Source organism: Siminovitchia fortis (genome assembly GCF_007681465.1).
In the GTDB taxonomy this organism is placed as follows: Bacteria; Bacillota; Bacilli; order Bacillales; family Bacillaceae_C; genus Siminovitchia; species Siminovitchia fortis.
In genome coordinates this window covers 123,134-139,141 of record NZ_VEKZ01000002.1, presented here as the reverse complement: position 1 = coordinate 139,141, position 16,008 = coordinate 123,134, and the positions used below count along the sequence as shown (strand labels likewise).

14 protein-coding genes are annotated in these 16,008 nt (G+C 44.1%); 1 reads left to right on the top strand and 13 read right to left on the bottom strand.

Annotation, left to right across the window (positions count from 1 at the left end; translation table 11 throughout):
* Positions 1–93: 93 nt before the first annotated feature.
* The 12 genes from FS666_RS01690 to FS666_RS01635 form a co-directional block, all read right to left on the bottom strand.
* Positions 94–1,335: a competence/damage-inducible protein A gene (locus FS666_RS01690; protein WP_144461078.1), complete on the bottom strand. Its 1,242-nt coding sequence runs from the start codon at positions 1,333–1,335 to the stop codon at positions 94–96.
* A gap of 22 nt (positions 1,336–1,357) precedes the next feature.
* The gene (gene pgsA, locus FS666_RS01685; RefSeq protein ID WP_144461077.1) at positions 1,358–1,936 is read right to left on the bottom strand and encodes a CDP-diacylglycerol--glycerol-3-phosphate 3-phosphatidyltransferase; all 579 of its coding nucleotides are present in this window, start codon (positions 1,934–1,936) and stop codon (positions 1,358–1,360) included.
* Positions 1,937–2,064: 128 nt separating this feature from the next.
* Positions 2,065–2,961: a helix-turn-helix domain-containing protein gene (locus FS666_RS01680; protein ID WP_235870269.1), complete on the bottom strand. Its 897-nt coding sequence runs from the start codon at positions 2,959–2,961 to the stop codon at positions 2,065–2,067.
* Positions 2,962–2,982: 21 nt separating this feature from the next.
* Positions 2,983–3,783, bottom strand: a complete 801-nt coding sequence (locus FS666_RS01675; protein WP_120069835.1) for a DUF3388 domain-containing protein — start codon at positions 3,781–3,783, stop codon at positions 2,983–2,985.
* 194 nt (positions 3,784–3,977) lie between these two features.
* On the bottom strand, positions 3,978–4,235 hold the full coding sequence (locus tag FS666_RS01670) for a DUF3243 domain-containing protein (RefSeq protein WP_144461076.1): 258 nt from the start codon (positions 4,233–4,235) through the stop codon (positions 3,978–3,980).
* Positions 4,236–4,325: 90 nt separating this feature from the next.
* Positions 4,326–5,048: an elongation factor P 5-aminopentanone reductase gene (ymfI, locus tag FS666_RS01665; protein WP_144461075.1), complete on the bottom strand. Its 723-nt coding sequence runs from the start codon at positions 5,046–5,048 to the stop codon at positions 4,326–4,328.
* 51 nt (positions 5,049–5,099) lie between these two features.
* The gene (gene yfmH, locus FS666_RS01660; protein ID WP_144461074.1) at positions 5,100–6,380 is read right to left on the bottom strand and encodes an EF-P 5-aminopentanol modification-associated protein YfmH; all 1,281 of its coding nucleotides are present in this window, start codon (positions 6,378–6,380) and stop codon (positions 5,100–5,102) included.
* Positions 6,377–7,660, bottom strand: coding sequence for an EF-P 5-aminopentanol modification-associated protein YfmF (gene yfmF / locus FS666_RS01655; protein ID WP_120069822.1), 1,284 nt, complete (start codon positions 7,658–7,660; stop codon positions 6,377–6,379). Before yfmF ends, yfmH begins: the two co-directional genes overlap by 4 nt.
* Before the next feature lie 170 nt (positions 7,661–7,830).
* Positions 7,831–10,146, bottom strand: a complete 2,316-nt coding sequence (locus FS666_RS01650) for an FtsK/SpoIIIE family DNA translocase (protein WP_120069820.1) — start codon at positions 10,144–10,146, stop codon at positions 7,831–7,833.
* A 314-nt stretch (positions 10,147–10,460) separates the two neighbouring features.
* Positions 10,461–10,685, bottom strand: a complete 225-nt coding sequence (locus FS666_RS01645; RefSeq protein WP_120069817.1) for a YlzJ-like family protein — start codon at positions 10,683–10,685, stop codon at positions 10,461–10,463.
* Positions 10,682–11,446 (bottom strand): ClpP family protease, encoded by a 765-nt coding sequence (locus FS666_RS01640; RefSeq protein ID WP_120069815.1) that lies wholly within the window; start codon positions 11,444–11,446, stop codon positions 10,682–10,684. The genes FS666_RS01645 and FS666_RS01640 overlap by 4 nt, the downstream gene beginning before the upstream one ends.
* A gap of 107 nt (positions 11,447–11,553) precedes the next feature.
* Positions 11,554–13,224, bottom strand: a complete 1,671-nt coding sequence (locus FS666_RS01635; RefSeq protein WP_120069812.1) for a ribonuclease J — start codon at positions 13,222–13,224, stop codon at positions 11,554–11,556.
* A gap of 195 nt (positions 13,225–13,419) precedes the next feature.
* On the opposite strand from FS666_RS01635, the gene FS666_RS01630 reads away from it, so the two are divergent.
* Entirely contained in the window at positions 13,420–14,856 is a 1,437-nt protein-coding gene (locus FS666_RS01630) for a PAS domain-containing sensor histidine kinase (protein WP_120069809.1), read from the top strand.
* 257 nt (positions 14,857–15,113) lie between these two features.
* Here the strand turns inward: FS666_RS01630 and dapA are convergent, their stop codons facing one another.
* Complete coding sequence (gene dapA / locus FS666_RS01625) at positions 15,114–16,004, bottom strand: 4-hydroxy-tetrahydrodipicolinate synthase (protein WP_120069805.1); 891 nt, start codon at positions 16,002–16,004, stop codon at positions 15,114–15,116.
* Positions 16,005–16,008 lie beyond the last annotated feature (4 nt).

Genomic DNA, 16,008 nt, shown 5'->3' with positions numbered 1-16,008 from the left:
GGCGCTGGAGCTAGACAACAAAAGGCTTTGTTCAAAATTTTAATGCTAAAACATCTTATACTTTCTACTCAATAAAAATAGAGCCACCCGGCTCTATTTTTTGTCTAGCTCTTTTAATAGATAATAGCATCCCATTTTGACGGAACGCCGCCTGTTTCCGTTTCGTGTACCTGCCATCTTTACGAGAATCGCCTTGGATTCCCGATCTTTGAACGACATGCCGATCCATACTGTCCCGGCGGGATGCCCTTCAAGCGAATCCGGCCCGGCTGCACCGGTGAAGCTTATTCCTATGTCGGCATTAAGCGACATTCTGACATTTTCGGCAAGCTCTATCGCACACTGCTCACTGACTGCCCCATGTTTTTCCAATGTCTCGGGTTTTACATCGCACAGCTTGACTTTTGCCTCATTCGAGTAGCAGACGATGCCTCCGAGCAGCATTGTACTGACTCCGACTACCGATGTCATTTCAGACTGGAACAGTCCGCCTGTCAAGCTTTCGGCTGCTGCGATTGTCAATTCGCGATTTTCCAGCACCTTCAACAGCTCGGCCATCAATGATGTATCGTTATAGCCGTAAAAATGCTCTCCTGCTTTTTCTTGGATTTGCTTTTCTATATCATTCAGCATGGCCACGGCTTTGTCTTTGCTGTCGCTTCTGGCGGTCAAGCGGATTGTCACTTCCCCATCTCCCGCTAAAGGGGCTACAGTAGGGTTCGTTTGGGCATCAATGATATCGGATAATCTTTCAGCAATTTCCGCCTCGCCGATATTAAAGAAACGAAGCACCCTTGATTCTATGCAGTCCACCGTTTCCAATTGATCAATGATCGCCTGTCTGCCGTATGTTCTGAACATCGGCTTCATTTCGTGGGGTGGACCCGGAAGCAGCATATAAAAGCATGGACCTTCTTTTATAAACATGCCTGGTGCCATCCCATGCTCATTCGGGAGCACTTTTGCCCCTTTGATGACACGGGCCTGTTTTTCGTTGTTGGCTGTCATATACCGGCCGGTCCTCTTGAAATAATCCTGGATTTTTTCCCAGGCATCATTATCTGTTTCCATTTCCCGCTGCAAATGGCCCGCAATGATTTCTTTTGTGAGATCATCTTTTGTGGGGCCCAATCCGCCTGTGAAAATTAACAGATCAGCCCTTTTTTCCGCCTGCTTTATAGCATCTGCCAGCCGGCTTGGATTATCGCCGACGACAGTATGGAAATAAACGTTGACACCGATCTCTGCCAGTTCCCCGGATAGATACTGTGCATTCGTATTGGCAATTTGGCCAAGCAGCAACTCCGTACCGACACCGATTATTTCAGCTTTCATTCATGAATCACTTCCTTTATATCTATTTTGAATGTCGAAAAATTCCACGGTTAATGTAAAAATAATCCCATCCCGACCAAACGGTAAATATGAAAGCAACCCATAACATTATGTCGGCAAAAGGGAAATGGATTGCTGAAAATGGCATATTATGAAGCAGCAGAGCGCTGATGGCAATAATTTGGGTCCATGTCTTAATTTTCCCCAGCATATTGGCAGCCACTACTTCCCCGGTCCCGGCCAATATGAGGCGCAGGCCTGTCACTGCGAACTCACGGCTTATGATCACAATGACAATCCATGAAGGGGCCAAGTGCATTTCAACCAGTACGATCAGCGCAGCGGAAACAAGCAGTTTATCAGCGAGCGGGTCGAGGAATTTTCCCAGATTCGTGACCAGGTCATATTTGCGTGCAAAGTAGCCATCGATCCAGTCCGTGACAGAAGCGATAATAAACAAAATCGCCCCGGCAAAATGCGCGGTTTCCAAATCTGCGCCAAAATAATGCAGTGTTCCCCAGTCAAAAGGTACAAGCATCAATATCAGGAATATGGGGATGAGTAAAATTCTTGATACGGTTATTTTATTTGGTAAATTCATCTGTTGTCTGCCTCCTAAGAAAAACGCAAGGCGCCGGCTGGCGGCAACATGCTTGAATACTTAAAGCAATTTTTCAGACCTTGAAAAATGGCCCCCGATTACGCGGCGGCCCTCCTGGATCATGGTAGCTATTCTTTGTCAAACTTGATACTGATCTCCTGTGTGACATGCTGAACCGGGTCCAGTTCGTATTCCAGCTTCTGGTCGTTTACATGGATATCCGTTTCGAATGCCCGCCCAATTATGATGTATGCACTATTTTGATCTGACAAATCAAAGCTTTGGCTTGCTCCGTTCTGGAGCATTCCTTGAAACAATTCCTGATTGTTCCCGTCGAGAATTTTGACCCAAGTCTCTCCCGAAGCGGCGGCACTCACTTTCAGTTCGAATTTGTCAGTACCTGACAGATTGTATGCAGTCACATTGCCCGAGACATTATCCATGGCCAGCTCCTGCTCGGCATTTTCGGTATCCTCATTCGGATCCTGCGGATCATTTTCCTCTTTTGATTCTGCTTTTTCCTTTTTATCAGGGTTTGGTTCAGGAGTTTTGATTTCATCCGACTCTTTAATATCAACGCTTTGATCTTTGCCGTTTCCGGCAGGCTGCTTCCCAGTGTCTACATTTTTGGAAAAGAAATACCAGATTAAGAAGAGTACTGCTACGATGGCGACTCCGATCAAAATTTTTGGCAGCAGTTCGGCAATTTTTGAAGTCCTTGCCGACACGGTGCGCCTCGTTTGTACACGGGAAAGCTGTTCCGACAAATCATCTTCGTAAGCAGCCGGAATCTCGTTTTTATATTCCTCAAACAGTTCATCCGCTGAAAGCCCTACTGCCTCAGCATATTGTTTAATAAAAGCCCTCACATAAAACTTGCCTGGAATCTGGCTGTAATCTCCCTCTTCAATGCCGGAAAGATACTTTTTCTGGATTTTTGTCATTGATTGTAGCTGGTCCAGGCTGATCCCTTTTTCCTCACGAGCCGCTCTCAGGCGGCCCCCCAATTCAGTCAAAGCTAACACCTACCTATCCTAGAAGTACGTCTAAAAGTCGAAGTTTCCAAAGCCGCCAATACCGGGCTCCTCAAATAAGTTCTGCTTTTCGACCACATCGTATGTTATCTCTTCGTCAGGGTTGTTGCGCAACTCGATTATGTAATCGAAGTCCTCGATGGAATACTCCGAATGCTCAACAAAAATATCAGGGTGCTCGATCACTTTTACTGCCGGCATCCTCATAATTTCCCTGACCAGCTGAAGATGCCGTTCATCTGCCCTTCTTCTTGATACGATCCCATCTATAATGAAGATATTGTTTTCATTATATTCGTCTTTTATCAGTTCTTTTCGGATTGTCTGTTTCAATAAGGTGGACGAAACAAAAAGCCATTTTTTATTGGCGCAGACACTTGCCGCAACAACGGATTCCGTCTTTCCGACCCTTGGCATGCCCCTGATGCCGATCAATTTGTGCCCTTTTTTCTTGAAAATTTCAGCCATGAAGTCGACAAGGATTCCCAGCTCATCCCTGACAAAGCGAAATGTCTTCTTATCGTCATGGTCTCTCTGGATATAGCGCCCATGTCTTACAGCCAGCTTGTCACGCAGCTTGGGCTCCCTGATTTTTCTTACTTTGATCGTTTCCACTGTTTCCAAAATGGATTCAAGCCTCTTAATTTGATCATCACTCTGGGCGCGGATCAAAAGTCCCCTTCTGCTGGCATCTATACCGTTAATACTGACTATATTAATTGCAAGCATGCCCAGAAGTGAAGAAATATCCCCCAGTAAACCAGGACGGTCACTTGTAATCTCATATTCCAAATACCATTCTTTACCTTCCATATAAAAACAGCTCCTCGAAAAAAACGGAATCGATCCTTTTTATCGTATCACATCATTTCTAGCTTATATCATATCTGATTTTAGTTAAAGAAAAAAGAAAAACTTTATGTAAAAATGCAGGCGAATCTATACGTTGTAGCAGTACAAGTAAAAAAGAGAGGAATATTCCTCTCCGTTACGATAAACATATTCATTTAGTGAGTGCTGTTGTTTTCAACCAGTTTGACCATCACACGAGCAAGCGCTTGCTGCTCTTCTTCAGATGCAACAGACCATAAATCAGAAAGCACCCGCTCCTGCTCGTTTTTAGGATCAACTTGCTTTGCCAGGTAGTCGCCGACTTGATGAGCCATTTGGTCTATGACCTCTTGTGACATTCCCTGCTGCTGAGCCTGATCCAAACGGTCACCAAGGAAGTTTTTCCATTGTTCCCAGTTTTCAAGTACTGACATGCTTTTGTGCCTCCTTCACATTTTGGTACGATGTTATTATTTGCATGAGTGAAGGAAATATGCATAATTCTTAAGTTGACAATACATATATTATGTATACCATCCGCCGTTTACGGAAACGACTTGCCCTGTAATATATGAGGCTTTCGGTGATAATAAAAAGGAAACAGCATCCGCGATTTCTTCCGGCTCAGCGAGCCGCCTTAATGGTATTTCCTCCTCAAGGCTTTCAAGCTCCTCTTCCGAAAAACGATGAAGCATCCCGGTATTGACAGCTCCTGGGGCTACACAGTTCACCCGGACGCCGGAGCCGGCCACTTCTTTGCTTAACGCTTTAGTAAATGAGATTTGCGCACCCTTAACTGTAGAATAAATCACTTCGCATGCTGCGCCCGTCTGTCCCCACAATGAACTGATGATGACAATTTGAGAAACAGGATTTCTCATCAGTTTTGGAAGCAGGTTTCGAATTAAAATGAGCGGGCTTTTTACGTGGAGCTGAATCGCGTTTTCCATTGTTTCATCATCAAGATCAGAAAAAAGCCCAAAAGGGGCATTTCCGCTCGAATAAACAATCGCGTCCAATTGAAATATATTTCCGATGATTTGATCACATCCGCTTTCGACTGAAAGATCGGCCTTGATCGGAATCACTTCTATGCCGTACTCGGCTAATTCCGTTACAAGTTCCAGGATCCGCTGCTCATTGCTGTGATAGTGCAAATATAAATTCCAGTTTTCTTTCGCAAGCGTTCGTGCTGTTGCAGCTCCTATTCCGCCGCTTGCCCCCGTAATCAAAGCAAATTTCTTCATTTCACATTTCCTTTCACAGAAAAAACCCGGGCTATTGGCCGGGTTTTTCTATTATTTCGGTATCACGTGGCATGTTGACATTCTGTCTTCCGAGAAGAACTCTGTCGCTGCGGTCGTCAAGTCAGTGAATGTTAAACTCTCGATAACCGGAACAACATCAAAGAGGTTCATCCCGTTCAATTTATAGCGTGTAAACTGATTTGCAATGAATTCAGGAGAGTTGAAAGCCCTTAAAAAACCGCCGATCCGCTTTTTCTTGGCCCGTTCAAGCTCTTCTTCATTCAATCGGGATGCAGCTTTCAGCATCATATTCTGCAATTGCCCGGAAAGTAAATCCGGGTCTTGGGTATCACCGCCGATGATGGAGAAGCCAAAGCCATCTTCCTGCGTGTAGTCAAATTGGAATGTCTCATCGATCAAGCCATCATTATACAATGTTTCGTAGTTTGCCGAACTTTTACCGAATAAAATATCGAGCAAAATATTAATAGTCAGTTCCTGCTTGAGCATCGATCCACCGTCACCTTCAAAATGCGGCGCTTTTACGCCCACCATGCATTTTGGCGTCTGGACATCCATTTTAATGACCTGCTTTTTCTTGGCAGCCGTATCCGGCTCTTCCTCAAAATGCCTGACGATTTCCGGGGCTGCTTCAAATTGCTTTTTCTTCTGGTCCTCACGGATGAAAGAAATGATTTTTTCCGGATCGACTGGACCCGTGACAAAGAACAGCATATTGCTCGGGTGATAAAATGTGTTGTAGCACAGGTAAAGCAGGTCGGCCGTTATATGGGAGATCGACTCAATCGTCCCGGCGATATCAATCTTGACCGGATGGCTGTGGAAGAGGTTCTCGATTAAACCAAAATAGACTCTCCAATCCGGGTTATCATCATACATTGTGATTTCCTGTCCAATAATCCCTTTTTCTTTTTCAACAGTCTTTTCCGTAAAATAAGGTTCCTGAACCATATGGATCAGGGTGCTTAAATTCTGTTCGATATTAGTTGTGCTGGAAAAAAGGTAAGCTGTTCTTGTAAATGATGTGAATGCATTGGCGGAAGCCCCCTGCTTGCTAAAAAGCTGGAACACGTCCCCATCTTTTTTTTCAAACATTTTATGCTCAAGGAAATGCGCAATCCCGTCAGGGACATTTTCCATTTCTGTTTCATTCAAGGGGATAAAAGTGTTATCGACAGAACCGTACTTTGTTGTGAACGTAGCAAAAGTTTTATTGAACCCTTCCTTCGGGAGGACATACACTTGAAGCCCGTTATCCAGCGTTTCATGGAATAAGGTTTCTTTTAACTGATCGAAGAAAATGCTCTTCACTTTTCAGTCCCCTCCTTCGTTCCCGTCAAAAAGTAAATGGTGTCCATTTCAATCTTCCGGGCTGCGTCCGCAATTTCCTGTTTCGACGTTTTGGCAATTCGGTCCTGCCATTCATCCAGGTTAATGACTGTATGGCCTACAACATTATGATAGAGTACCTCCGTCAGGCCCCGCGCTGTATCGATGGTCTCAAGAAATTGATTTTGTATGACGGCCTTTGTCTGCTTTATTTCCTGATCGGAGAAATCCCCGTTCTTCATTGATTCCATTTGTTCTTTAATGATATTGACGGCTTTTTCATAGTTTTTGTCGTCAATTCCTGACATGACCATCAGCAAGCCTTTATGGCTTTCGATTCTGCTCGCTGCATAATAGGCGAGGTTGGCTTTTTCCCGCACATTGATAAAAAGCTTGGAATGCGGAAAACCCCCAAAAATGCCATTCACCATTTGCAATGGAAAATAGTCGCTGTCACCGTATCTGATATTCGTACGGTAGCCGATGTTCAGTTTGCCCTGCTTTAAATCTTGCCTTTCGATAATTTCTTTTACTTCAATATTGTTTTTTTCAACAGACTCCGAACTTCTCTTCGGTGTGCGCTCAGCAAAACGAAGTACATCACAATAACTCTCCACTTCCGCCTTGTCAATATCACCGATTATGTAAAGGTCGAGTTCATCTTCGTTTAACGCCCGCTCATAGTAGCTGTACAGGGATTTTTGCGTTATGTCATCCACTTGGCCAAGTTCGCCGTGGACAAATAATGAATAGGGTTCATCCTTGCACATTTCCTCGGTAACACGGAATGTTGCATATCTCATTTTATCATCGTAAACCGACTTGATGCGCTGCTTTAATGTCCGCTTCTCTTTTTCGACTGTCTCGGAATCAAAGGCCCCATTATCAGCATTGGGTTCCAGCAATATTTCCTTTAACAGTTGGACTGCCTTTTGCAATAGCGGAGTTGTATCTTTTAGGAACACCTCATTGGCGATTTCAATCGTCAATGTGATGATGTGATAGTCCCCTTTTTTACTGAGGTCCACTTGCAGGGTTGCGCCATATAATTGATCGAGATATGTCCGCAGCTTGACGGTTGATGGGTGTTTTTTTGTACTGCTTTGCAAAACATGCGGCAAGAGCGCACGGTAGGTGACGGTCTCTTTTTCAAGCGGTGCTTTCATTTTCCAGATAATGGTGTTGGTCTTGTATTTATCAGTATTAATCAGGTGCAGGGTATATCCTTGCTTTTTCACTGTTTCCTCATGCAGCAACGGCATTCGCCACGCCTCCTTTTATATGGATAGGAAAAAATAAAAGATTAATACAGCGCCGCTCCAAGCCAAAAACTTAGGCTGGCGCCTTCCGCTTTTCTTAATAGTTTACAGGCTATGTTTATCGTATGTCCAATCTTATCATTATATTCAAAGTCCAATCGATCTATTCCACATCAAGAGGTCTGTTCTTCTGTCCGGGAAACTAATACTGTTCTCGGTTTACTTCCCTCATACGGCCCGACAACCCCCCTGGCCTCCATTTCATCAATGAGCCTGGCAGCCCGTGTATAGCCTATCCTGAAACGCCGCTGCAGCATGGAAACGGATGCTGTCTGCATCTCGACAATCAATTGGACCGCTTCATCATAAAGTTCATCTTCCACTTCTTGGGACTTCTCCGGCAGATCCTCGGGAATCATGTCTTCCTGATATTGGGCTTTCTGCTGGGAGATGACAAAATTGACGATATCCTCAACCTCCTGATCCGACAGGAACGCACCTTGGACCCGGACCGGTTTTGAAGCTCCCACCGGCAGAAACAGCATGTCTCCTCTGCCCAGAAGCTTTTCTGCCCCGCCGGTATCAAGAATGGTTCTCGAATCGGTTTGGGATGATACGGCGAATGCGATCCGGGAAGGGATATTGGCCTTAATAACCCCGGTAATGACGTCTACAGACGGGCGCTGGGTCGCAATGATCAAATGAATGCCGGCAGCACGTGCCATCTGCGCCAGCCGCGTAATCGAATCCTCCACATCATTGGAAGCAACCATCATCAAGTCGGCCAATTCGTCAACAATGACAACAATATAAGGTAAAAGCGGCTGTTTCTCTTCCCTTCCCGCATTTTCACGATGAACAAAATCATTATACCCTTCGATATTTCTTGTTCCGGTATGGGAGAATAATTCATAACGCCTTTCCATCTCACTTACTACCTTTTTAAGGGCCTGTGATGCTTTTCTGGCATCTGTCACAACAGGCGCAAGCAAGTGCGGAATCCCATTATAGACGTTTAATTCAACCATTTTCGGATCGATCATCATCATTTTTACTTCATGGGGCTTGGCTCTCATTAAAATGCTCGTAATGATGCCATTTATACAAACGCTTTTTCCGCTTCCGGTAGCGCCTGCAACCAGAAGATGCGGCATTTTATTCAATTCAGCCACAACGGCCTCTCCGGTAATATCCCTTCCCAGGCCGATTTGCAATTTAGCCTCCGGCTTTTGATGTTCTTTTGCCTCAAGCACTTCCCTTAAAGAAACGACGGCAATTTCAGAATTGGGCACTTCAATGCCGATGGCCGATTTTCCAGGGATTGGCGCTTCAATCCGAATATCTTTCGCTGCAAGTGCCAGTGCCAAATCGTCACTCAGGCTGACAATCCGGCTGACCTTTACCCCTGCATCCGGATGCACTTCATATTTTGTGACGGCGGGCCCAAGATGAACCTGTGTGACACGTGCCTTCACCCCAAAACTCTGGAATGTTTTTTCCAGTTTTGCGGCATTGGCATGAATCAATTTATATTCACTGCTTTGATCGGCTGTTTTAGGCCTTGAAAGCAAGGTTGATGGCGGGAGTTCATAGTCCTCATTCTCCATCTCGTTAAAAGTGAGCTTCGGTGCAAGATCTATTTCATCTTCGTTTCCGCCTGGCTCAGCCAACTCCTCTTCCCTATCCTTAGGCTGGCTGTTTTTTTCGGAAAAACTTGAGATAATCGGTTCTGCCGGTTCATCTGTATGTATGGTTGCCTGTTGAGGTTCAACAATAAGAGGAGTCTTCCCGCCATTTTCCTTCTCTTCTCCATCTCCCTTTTTCTTTGCCTCTTTTTTTGCTTTTCTTTCTTCCTTCATTTCTTTTATATCATTTAAAAACGCTGTCCATTGATCTTTGATGAATACACCGGATTTTTTTCCAACTTTCTCAACAAAATCTCCCATTGATTTGCCGGTTAGTAAAATAATCCCGACCAGTATGAGGAAGAAGCTGATGATTTTTGTTCCCGTTGCATCAAAAAGAAGGTAAAAGCCGGAAAATAAAACGGCTCCAATCATACCCCCGCCCAAATCGTTCGTTGACGCTTCGCCTTTAATGATTTGCATAAACAGGTAATACGTACTTTTTATCACGCTTTTATGCGCAAGCATGCCTTCTTTATTCATCAGGCCAAAAAGCTTCACGTGGGCAAGAACAAGCATACTGGCCAAAATCAGATAAAGGCCGATAAGCCTGCCCTTTAGAAGAACCGGCCATTCCCTTTTTATTATGAAAAAACCGGCTATACATAATACCGCCAGCAATCCAACCATATACCATTCACCGAGCAAAAAATAGAAAAAACGGGAAATTCCCCGGCCCACAGCACCAAGTTCAATAATGGATATCAGCGTCAAAGCAATCAAAGTGATTCCCGCAAGTTCATATTGAAGGATCTTTTTGAGCTTATTGCTTGTTTTGCGACTTCTTCTTTTCTTTTTAGCCATTTTAATCACCTTGCCTAATCTATCATCTTGAACTTGAAGAAATGCTTTTATATACAAAGCAGCTAGAACATATGAGCTGTTTGGTCATTCAATTATATCACATATCTTTAGGATGTTTTTCCTGATTTTCTAAATATGGGAATCAAAAGCAGGAATCAATCGGAACATTGCAAATCAGCCGGGCATGAGCCCGGGGAAAAATTAGATTCACGAAAAAATGCTTTCCCCGTTATCTGAGGGAAAGCATTTTTTCACTGTTTAAAGCTATGGAATGATGATGTGATATGTCCAGCTTCAGGCGCCTTACGCTTTTCTCAAGAGAAATGGACTTCGTTTATATAAAGATGGGATCCGGGCTGGATCTCGCTTTTTAAGTAATCCGAAGGGTTGCTGCTCATGATTCGGATAACCTTGCATTTATGCCCGTCTTGCTCCACCAGCAACGGAATATTATTCCATATACACTCGGTTTGATTTGAAAAGTCGTCTTTATTGGCGGGAAAGATATGTTCATGGGGCACGATGGAATGAATGATCATTGCAGCAGCCCTTCTTCTTCATTGCTTTCTTTGTTGGCGGCTATCATTTCATTCAGCTTTTTCATCGCTGAGCCGACTCCGCCCACTTCGTTAATCAGTCCGTAATTCACTGCATCAGCGCCGATCACATTTGTACCGATATCGCGCGTCAGATTGCCTTTGGCAAACATAAGGTCCTTAAATGTCTCCTCGGAAATATCGGAATGCTTCGTTACAAATCTGACAACCCGCTCCTGCATTTTATCCATATATTCAAAAGATTGCGGGACGCCTATGACAAGGCCGGTCAGCCGGATGGGATGAATGGTCATAGTGGCGGTCTCGGCTATAAATGAATAGGAGCAAGACACGGCAATCGGTACACCGATGGAATGGCCGCCCCCCAATACGATGGAAACGGACGGTTTTGATAAAGTCGAAATCATTTCCGATATGGCAAGTCCCGCCTCCACATCTCCGCCAACCGTATTCAAAATGACAAGCAGCCCTTCAATTTTCGGATTTTGTTCAATTGCCACGAGCTGCGGAATGATATGCTCATACTTTGTTGTCTTATTCTGAGGGGGCAGCTGCATATGCCCTTCGATTTGGCCAATAATCGTTAAACAATGGATATTTGCATCCTGGCCCAGGTCAGGTACATTCGTCTGCCCCAGCTGCTGTATCTTTTCCACAATCCCTGCCGGCTTCATTTCGGGTGTTTGGTTCGGTTCATTCGGCTCTTCTTCAAGCCTGTAGTCAGTTGAATGGTCGTTCTGCATGAAATACCCCCAAAACAAAAGATAATTGAAATTAGTATTCAACTACTTCGTTTGTTTCATACAGAAATAAAGAAAAGCGCCGACAGCAGCGGCGCTTTTCTTTTGCTTTAAACTTCCATGATGATCGGCAGTATCATCGGCCTCCGTTTGGTCTGGTCAAATAAAAATTGATTCAGCCTGTCCCGGATATCCTGCTTGATTCCCGACCAGTCGAATGAGCCTTCGGAAATGGCTTGTTCAACAATCGACCGGACGATATTTGTTGATTCATCTATCAGCTTCTCCGATTCCCTTACATATACAAAACCGCGGGAAATGATCTCAGGCCCCGAGGCAATTTTCCTGTTCTTCTTATCAAGCGTAACAACGACAGTGAAAATTCCATCCTGTGAGAGCAGCTTGCGATCCCGCAGGACGATGTTTCCGACATCCCCGATGCCGATTCCGTCAATCAATACATTTCCGGCAGTTACTTTACCGCCGACGGACATTTTACCATCTTTGTATTCAACGATTTCACCATTGTTCGGGATAAATATCTGATCTTTGCTTAAGCCTGTTTGTTCGGCCAGCTTTGCATGCTCAAACAGCATCCGGTATTCTCCCTGGATCGGAATAAAAAATTTAGGCTTCATCAAATTGAGCATAAGCTTCAGGTCTTCCTGGCTGCCATGGCCCGAAACATGGATTTTAAAGTATGGCGTGCTGACAACTGCTCCCGCTCTATATAAAAGATCAATCGTTTTATACATGAATGTTTCCAATCCGGGGGAAGGCGTGGCTGTAATCAGCACAGTGTCGCCTTTTTTGATATTGATCTGCTTATGATTTTGCCTGGCCATTTTTTGCAGGGCTTCAAACGGCTCGCCCATTGTTCCTGTCGAAATGATGACAATTTCATTGTCCTCGTATTTCGGGATGTCACTTATCGGCACCATAAGCTCGTCTGAAGCCAGGGAAAGGTAGTTCAGCTTAAGGGCGATTTCAAAGCTCCGTTCTATGCTTTTTCCGACAACTGCCACTTTCCTCCCGTCCTCATACGCGGCATCCAGTGCCTGCTGGATCCTTATGAAATTGGATGCAAAACAGGCAACGATAATCCTTCCTTGTGCTGTATGGAATGTATTGGACAATTCCCTTTCCGTGACAGCTTCCGAGGTTGTAAAGCCCGGGTTTTCCGCTTCGGTGCTGTCCGATAAAAGGCAGAGTACCCCGGAATCCCCGATGCTTGCCATCTTTCCAATCTCGGCCTGGTATAATTCCGTGGCTGCCTGATCGAACTTAAAATCGCCGGTATGGACAATTTTTCCTTCTGATGTTTGTATGCAAATCCCGACAGAATCTGGGATGCTGTGGGTTGTATGGAAAAATGTGATGACGGTGCGTTCGAATTTTATCCTTGAATTGGATTTAACGGTATGAAAACGGCTTGATGCCTTGAGCCCGAATTCTTTCAATTTCTCTTTCGCAAGTGCGATTGTCAATTTCGTACCGTAAACAGGAGCATTTATTTTTTGCAAAACATAAGGGAGAGCCCCTATTGCATCTTCATGTCCGTGCGTCAAAAATATTCCCTTAATACGATCTTTTTGTTCCTCCAGCCACGTTGTATCCGGTATAACAATATCGATGCCGAGCATTTCATTTTCGGGAAACTTCAAGCCGGCATCGATGATGAAAATATCCGTATCAATTTCGATGACATACATATTTTTTCCTATTTCTCCCACTCCTCCAAGCGGAATTATTTTTATGCTGTCATTTTTCACTTTAGTCAAAATACTTCTTCCTCCCATGATGTATATTCCCGATCTTCATCAGTTACACTCCATTATACTTGATTGTGAATTCCATGTTCAACAATTACGGAAAATGGCGGGCAAAAGCAATTAAGTCTAAAGCTTAATAAAAAACCGGCGAAAAATATGATACAATTTTTATAATGACATGGATATGAATAAAGGAGACTTTGCATGAACAAGGGAACTTTACTTCAGGAGCTTGAGATTTACCGTTCTTTCCTTCAATACTCAGATATTGTTTTTTCGTTTCATTCAATCGATGGAGATTTTACATATGTTTCCCCGACTTCATATCCCTTGCTGGGATATAAGCCGGAAGAGCTGCTCAATTCCAGCCTTTACGATTTTTCCCATCCGGGTGACAGAAAAAAATTAAAGGACGTTTGTCTCACCCAGTCCTATAAAAGGGTCAAATATCGTTTCTGCCGTAAAGAGGGCGATTATATATGGCTGGAAACCACACTGATACCCTATTGTGAAAACGATGAACAAAAAGGGTTTTCCTGTATTTCAAGGGATGTGACGAATCAGATTGCAACGGAAGCGCAGCTGGAAGAAAATAAAGAAAAGTACCGCCTGCTCGTTGAAAATTTCCAGGATACTGTCGGTATCATAACAAAAAGCGGGCATTGGATTTACATTAATGATACGGCCAAAAAGCTGTTCGGCGTTACAAGAAAAGAAGAAGTCATCGGCAAGTCGATTTTTGATTTCATATCTCCTGCATCCCATGGAGTCGTAAAGCGCCAGCTTTTGCAAAACGGCATAAAGGAAGACGTTGAATTTACTGTTTCCAGGCATGACGGACTCAAAAAATATGTCCAGGTCAAGCTGATTCCGACAACATATAAAGAAAGGGAAACCTTTCAAATCCTGATCAGGGATATAACCGAGCAAAAGAAAACCGAGGAAATTATGCACAGGACCGAAAAGTTGTCCGTTGTCGGACAACTTGCTGCAGGCATTGCACATGAGATCAGAAATCCTTTGACAGCCATTAAGGGTTTTACGCAATTGTTAAAGAAAGAAGAGCATAATGATAATGCCTATCTTGAAGTCATGTTGAGTGAATTGGAGCGTATTGAGGATATTGTAAGCGATTTATTGATTTTGGCAAAGCCGCAGCCTTCCAAAATGGAAAAAGTTGATATCGGGCTGCTGCTGGAAGATACGGTGGATCTCTTCAGTTCAGAGGCTATCCTTCATAATGTTGAGATCATAACCGAAATAGAATTGGCCGATCCTTATATAAAGGGTGAATCGAATAAATTAAAACAGGTTTTTATCAATTTATTGAAAAATGCCATTGAAGCAATGCCGGATGGAGGTACAATCACCGTCAGTGCCATGAGGACAAGCAACGGCCGGGTCGTGGCAAAAATTAAGGATGAAGGAATAGGCATTCCGGAGGAACGAATACCTAATTTGGGAGAGCCGTTTTACAGTACAAAAGAAAAAGGGACTGGCCTGGGATTGATGATATGCAATCGAATTATTAAAAATCACGGCGGAACCATAAGTATCGAAAGTGAAATCAATAAGGGGACTACGATCAGTATATTTTTTCCGTCATTCGGCCCTTCAAAGATACCCGCAAACATAAAATGACCCCCTGAGGATAAGAGGCGTGCCTTTTATCCCCAGGGGTTTTTATATCACAGTAAGAAAGTACAAGATTTTTTAGCTTTAAAATTTTGAACAAAGCCTTTTGTTGTCTAGCTCCAGCGCCTATCGACTAGCAGACTTCGCACCTCCTCCTACGATAAGTCAACATCGGCTCGTTCCTCGCCGTGTTTCCTTTATCTCGTCGGAGGCACTCCAGTCTGTACGTCGATGGGCAAGGCGCTTGCGCTTTTCTAATGTTATCAGCTTTTGGATACCTTTTTTACTGTATTCAATAAACTTAGCAGATCCAATCTTTCTTCTTCTGATAAAGGAACAAGGGGCAGGCGTACGGAGCCCACGTCAAACCCTGCAAGCTGCAGGGCCGTTTTGATGGGACCGGGGCTTGGCGCCTTGAAAATTCCTCTCATAAACGGAAGAAGCTTCTGGTGTATGGCAGCTGCTCTTGAGTGGTCACCCCTAAAGAACGATTGAACCATGTCCTGCATCTCTTCCCCGATGACATGGCTGGCAACAGAAACAACTCCCATTCCGCCGATGGAAAGCACCGGCAATGTAAAAGCATCATCGCCGCTGTACAGCATAAAATCATCATCCGTATTGGCTATGATTTTAGTCATGGCGTCCAGGTCGCCGCTCGCTTCTTTGACAGCAACAATATTATCAAGTTTTGACAGTTCAATAACAGTATCAGGCAATAAATTAACCGATGACCTTCCCGGAATATTGTAAAGCATTACAGGCAATTTTGTTGCTCCGGCAATTGCTTCGAAATGTCTAAATAATCCAGTTTGGTTTGGTTTGTTGTAATACGGTGCAACCAGCATAATTGCATCGACCCCAAGCTCTTCAGCCTTTTTTGTCAATTCGATGGATGCATACGTATTGTTGCTGCCTGTACCGGCAATGACTGGAACCCTTCCTGCCGCTTCTTTGGCTACATGCTCAAAAAGAGCCAGCTTTTCCTCAGTCGTCAAAGTAGGCGATTCGCCGGTTGTTCCAGCCACTACAAGAGATTCAGTACCACTATTGATCAAGTGGTTCACAAGTTTAGAAGTTTTTTGGAAATCTATATTTCCTTTATTGTCAAAGGGTGTCACCATTGCCGTTGATACCCTGCCAAATTGAGCCATACAC

Coding starts and splice junctions, on each gene's coding strand:
- FS666_RS01690 (WP_144461078.1), bottom strand. CDS start 1,335: ATGAAAGCTGAAATAATCGGTGTCGGTACGGAGTTGCTGCTTGGCCAA.
- pgsA (WP_144461077.1), bottom strand. CDS start 1,936: ATGAATTTACCAAATAAAATAACCGTATCAAGAATTTTACTCATCCCC.
- FS666_RS01675 (WP_120069835.1), bottom strand. CDS start 3,783: ATGGAAGGTAAAGAATGGTATTTGGAATATGAGATTACAAGTGACCGT.
- FS666_RS01670 (WP_144461076.1), bottom strand. CDS start 4,235: ATGTCAGTACTTGAAAACTGGGAACAATGGAAAAACTTCCTTGGTGAC.
- ymfI (WP_144461075.1), bottom strand. CDS start 5,048: ATGAAGAAATTTGCTTTGATTACGGGGGCAAGCGGCGGAATAGGAGCT.
- yfmF (WP_120069822.1), bottom strand. CDS start 7,660: ATGCCGTTGCTGCATGAGGAAACAGTGAAAAAGCAAGGATATACCCTG.
- FS666_RS01650 (WP_120069820.1), bottom strand. CDS start 10,146: ATGGCTAAAAAGAAAAGAAGAAGTCGCAAAACAAGCAATAAGCTCAAA.
- FS666_RS01645 (WP_120069817.1), bottom strand. CDS start 10,685: ATGATCATTCATTCCATCGTGCCCCATGAACATATCTTTCCCGCCAAT.
- FS666_RS01640 (WP_120069815.1), bottom strand. CDS start 11,446: ATGCAGAACGACCATTCAACTGACTACAGGCTTGAAGAAGAGCCGAAT.
- FS666_RS01630 (WP_120069809.1), top strand. CDS start 13,420: ATGAACAAGGGAACTTTACTTCAGGAGCTTGAGATTTACCGTTCTTTC.
- dapA (WP_120069805.1), bottom strand. CDS start 16,004: ATGGCTCAATTTGGCAGGGTATCAACGGCAATGGTGACACCCTTTGAC.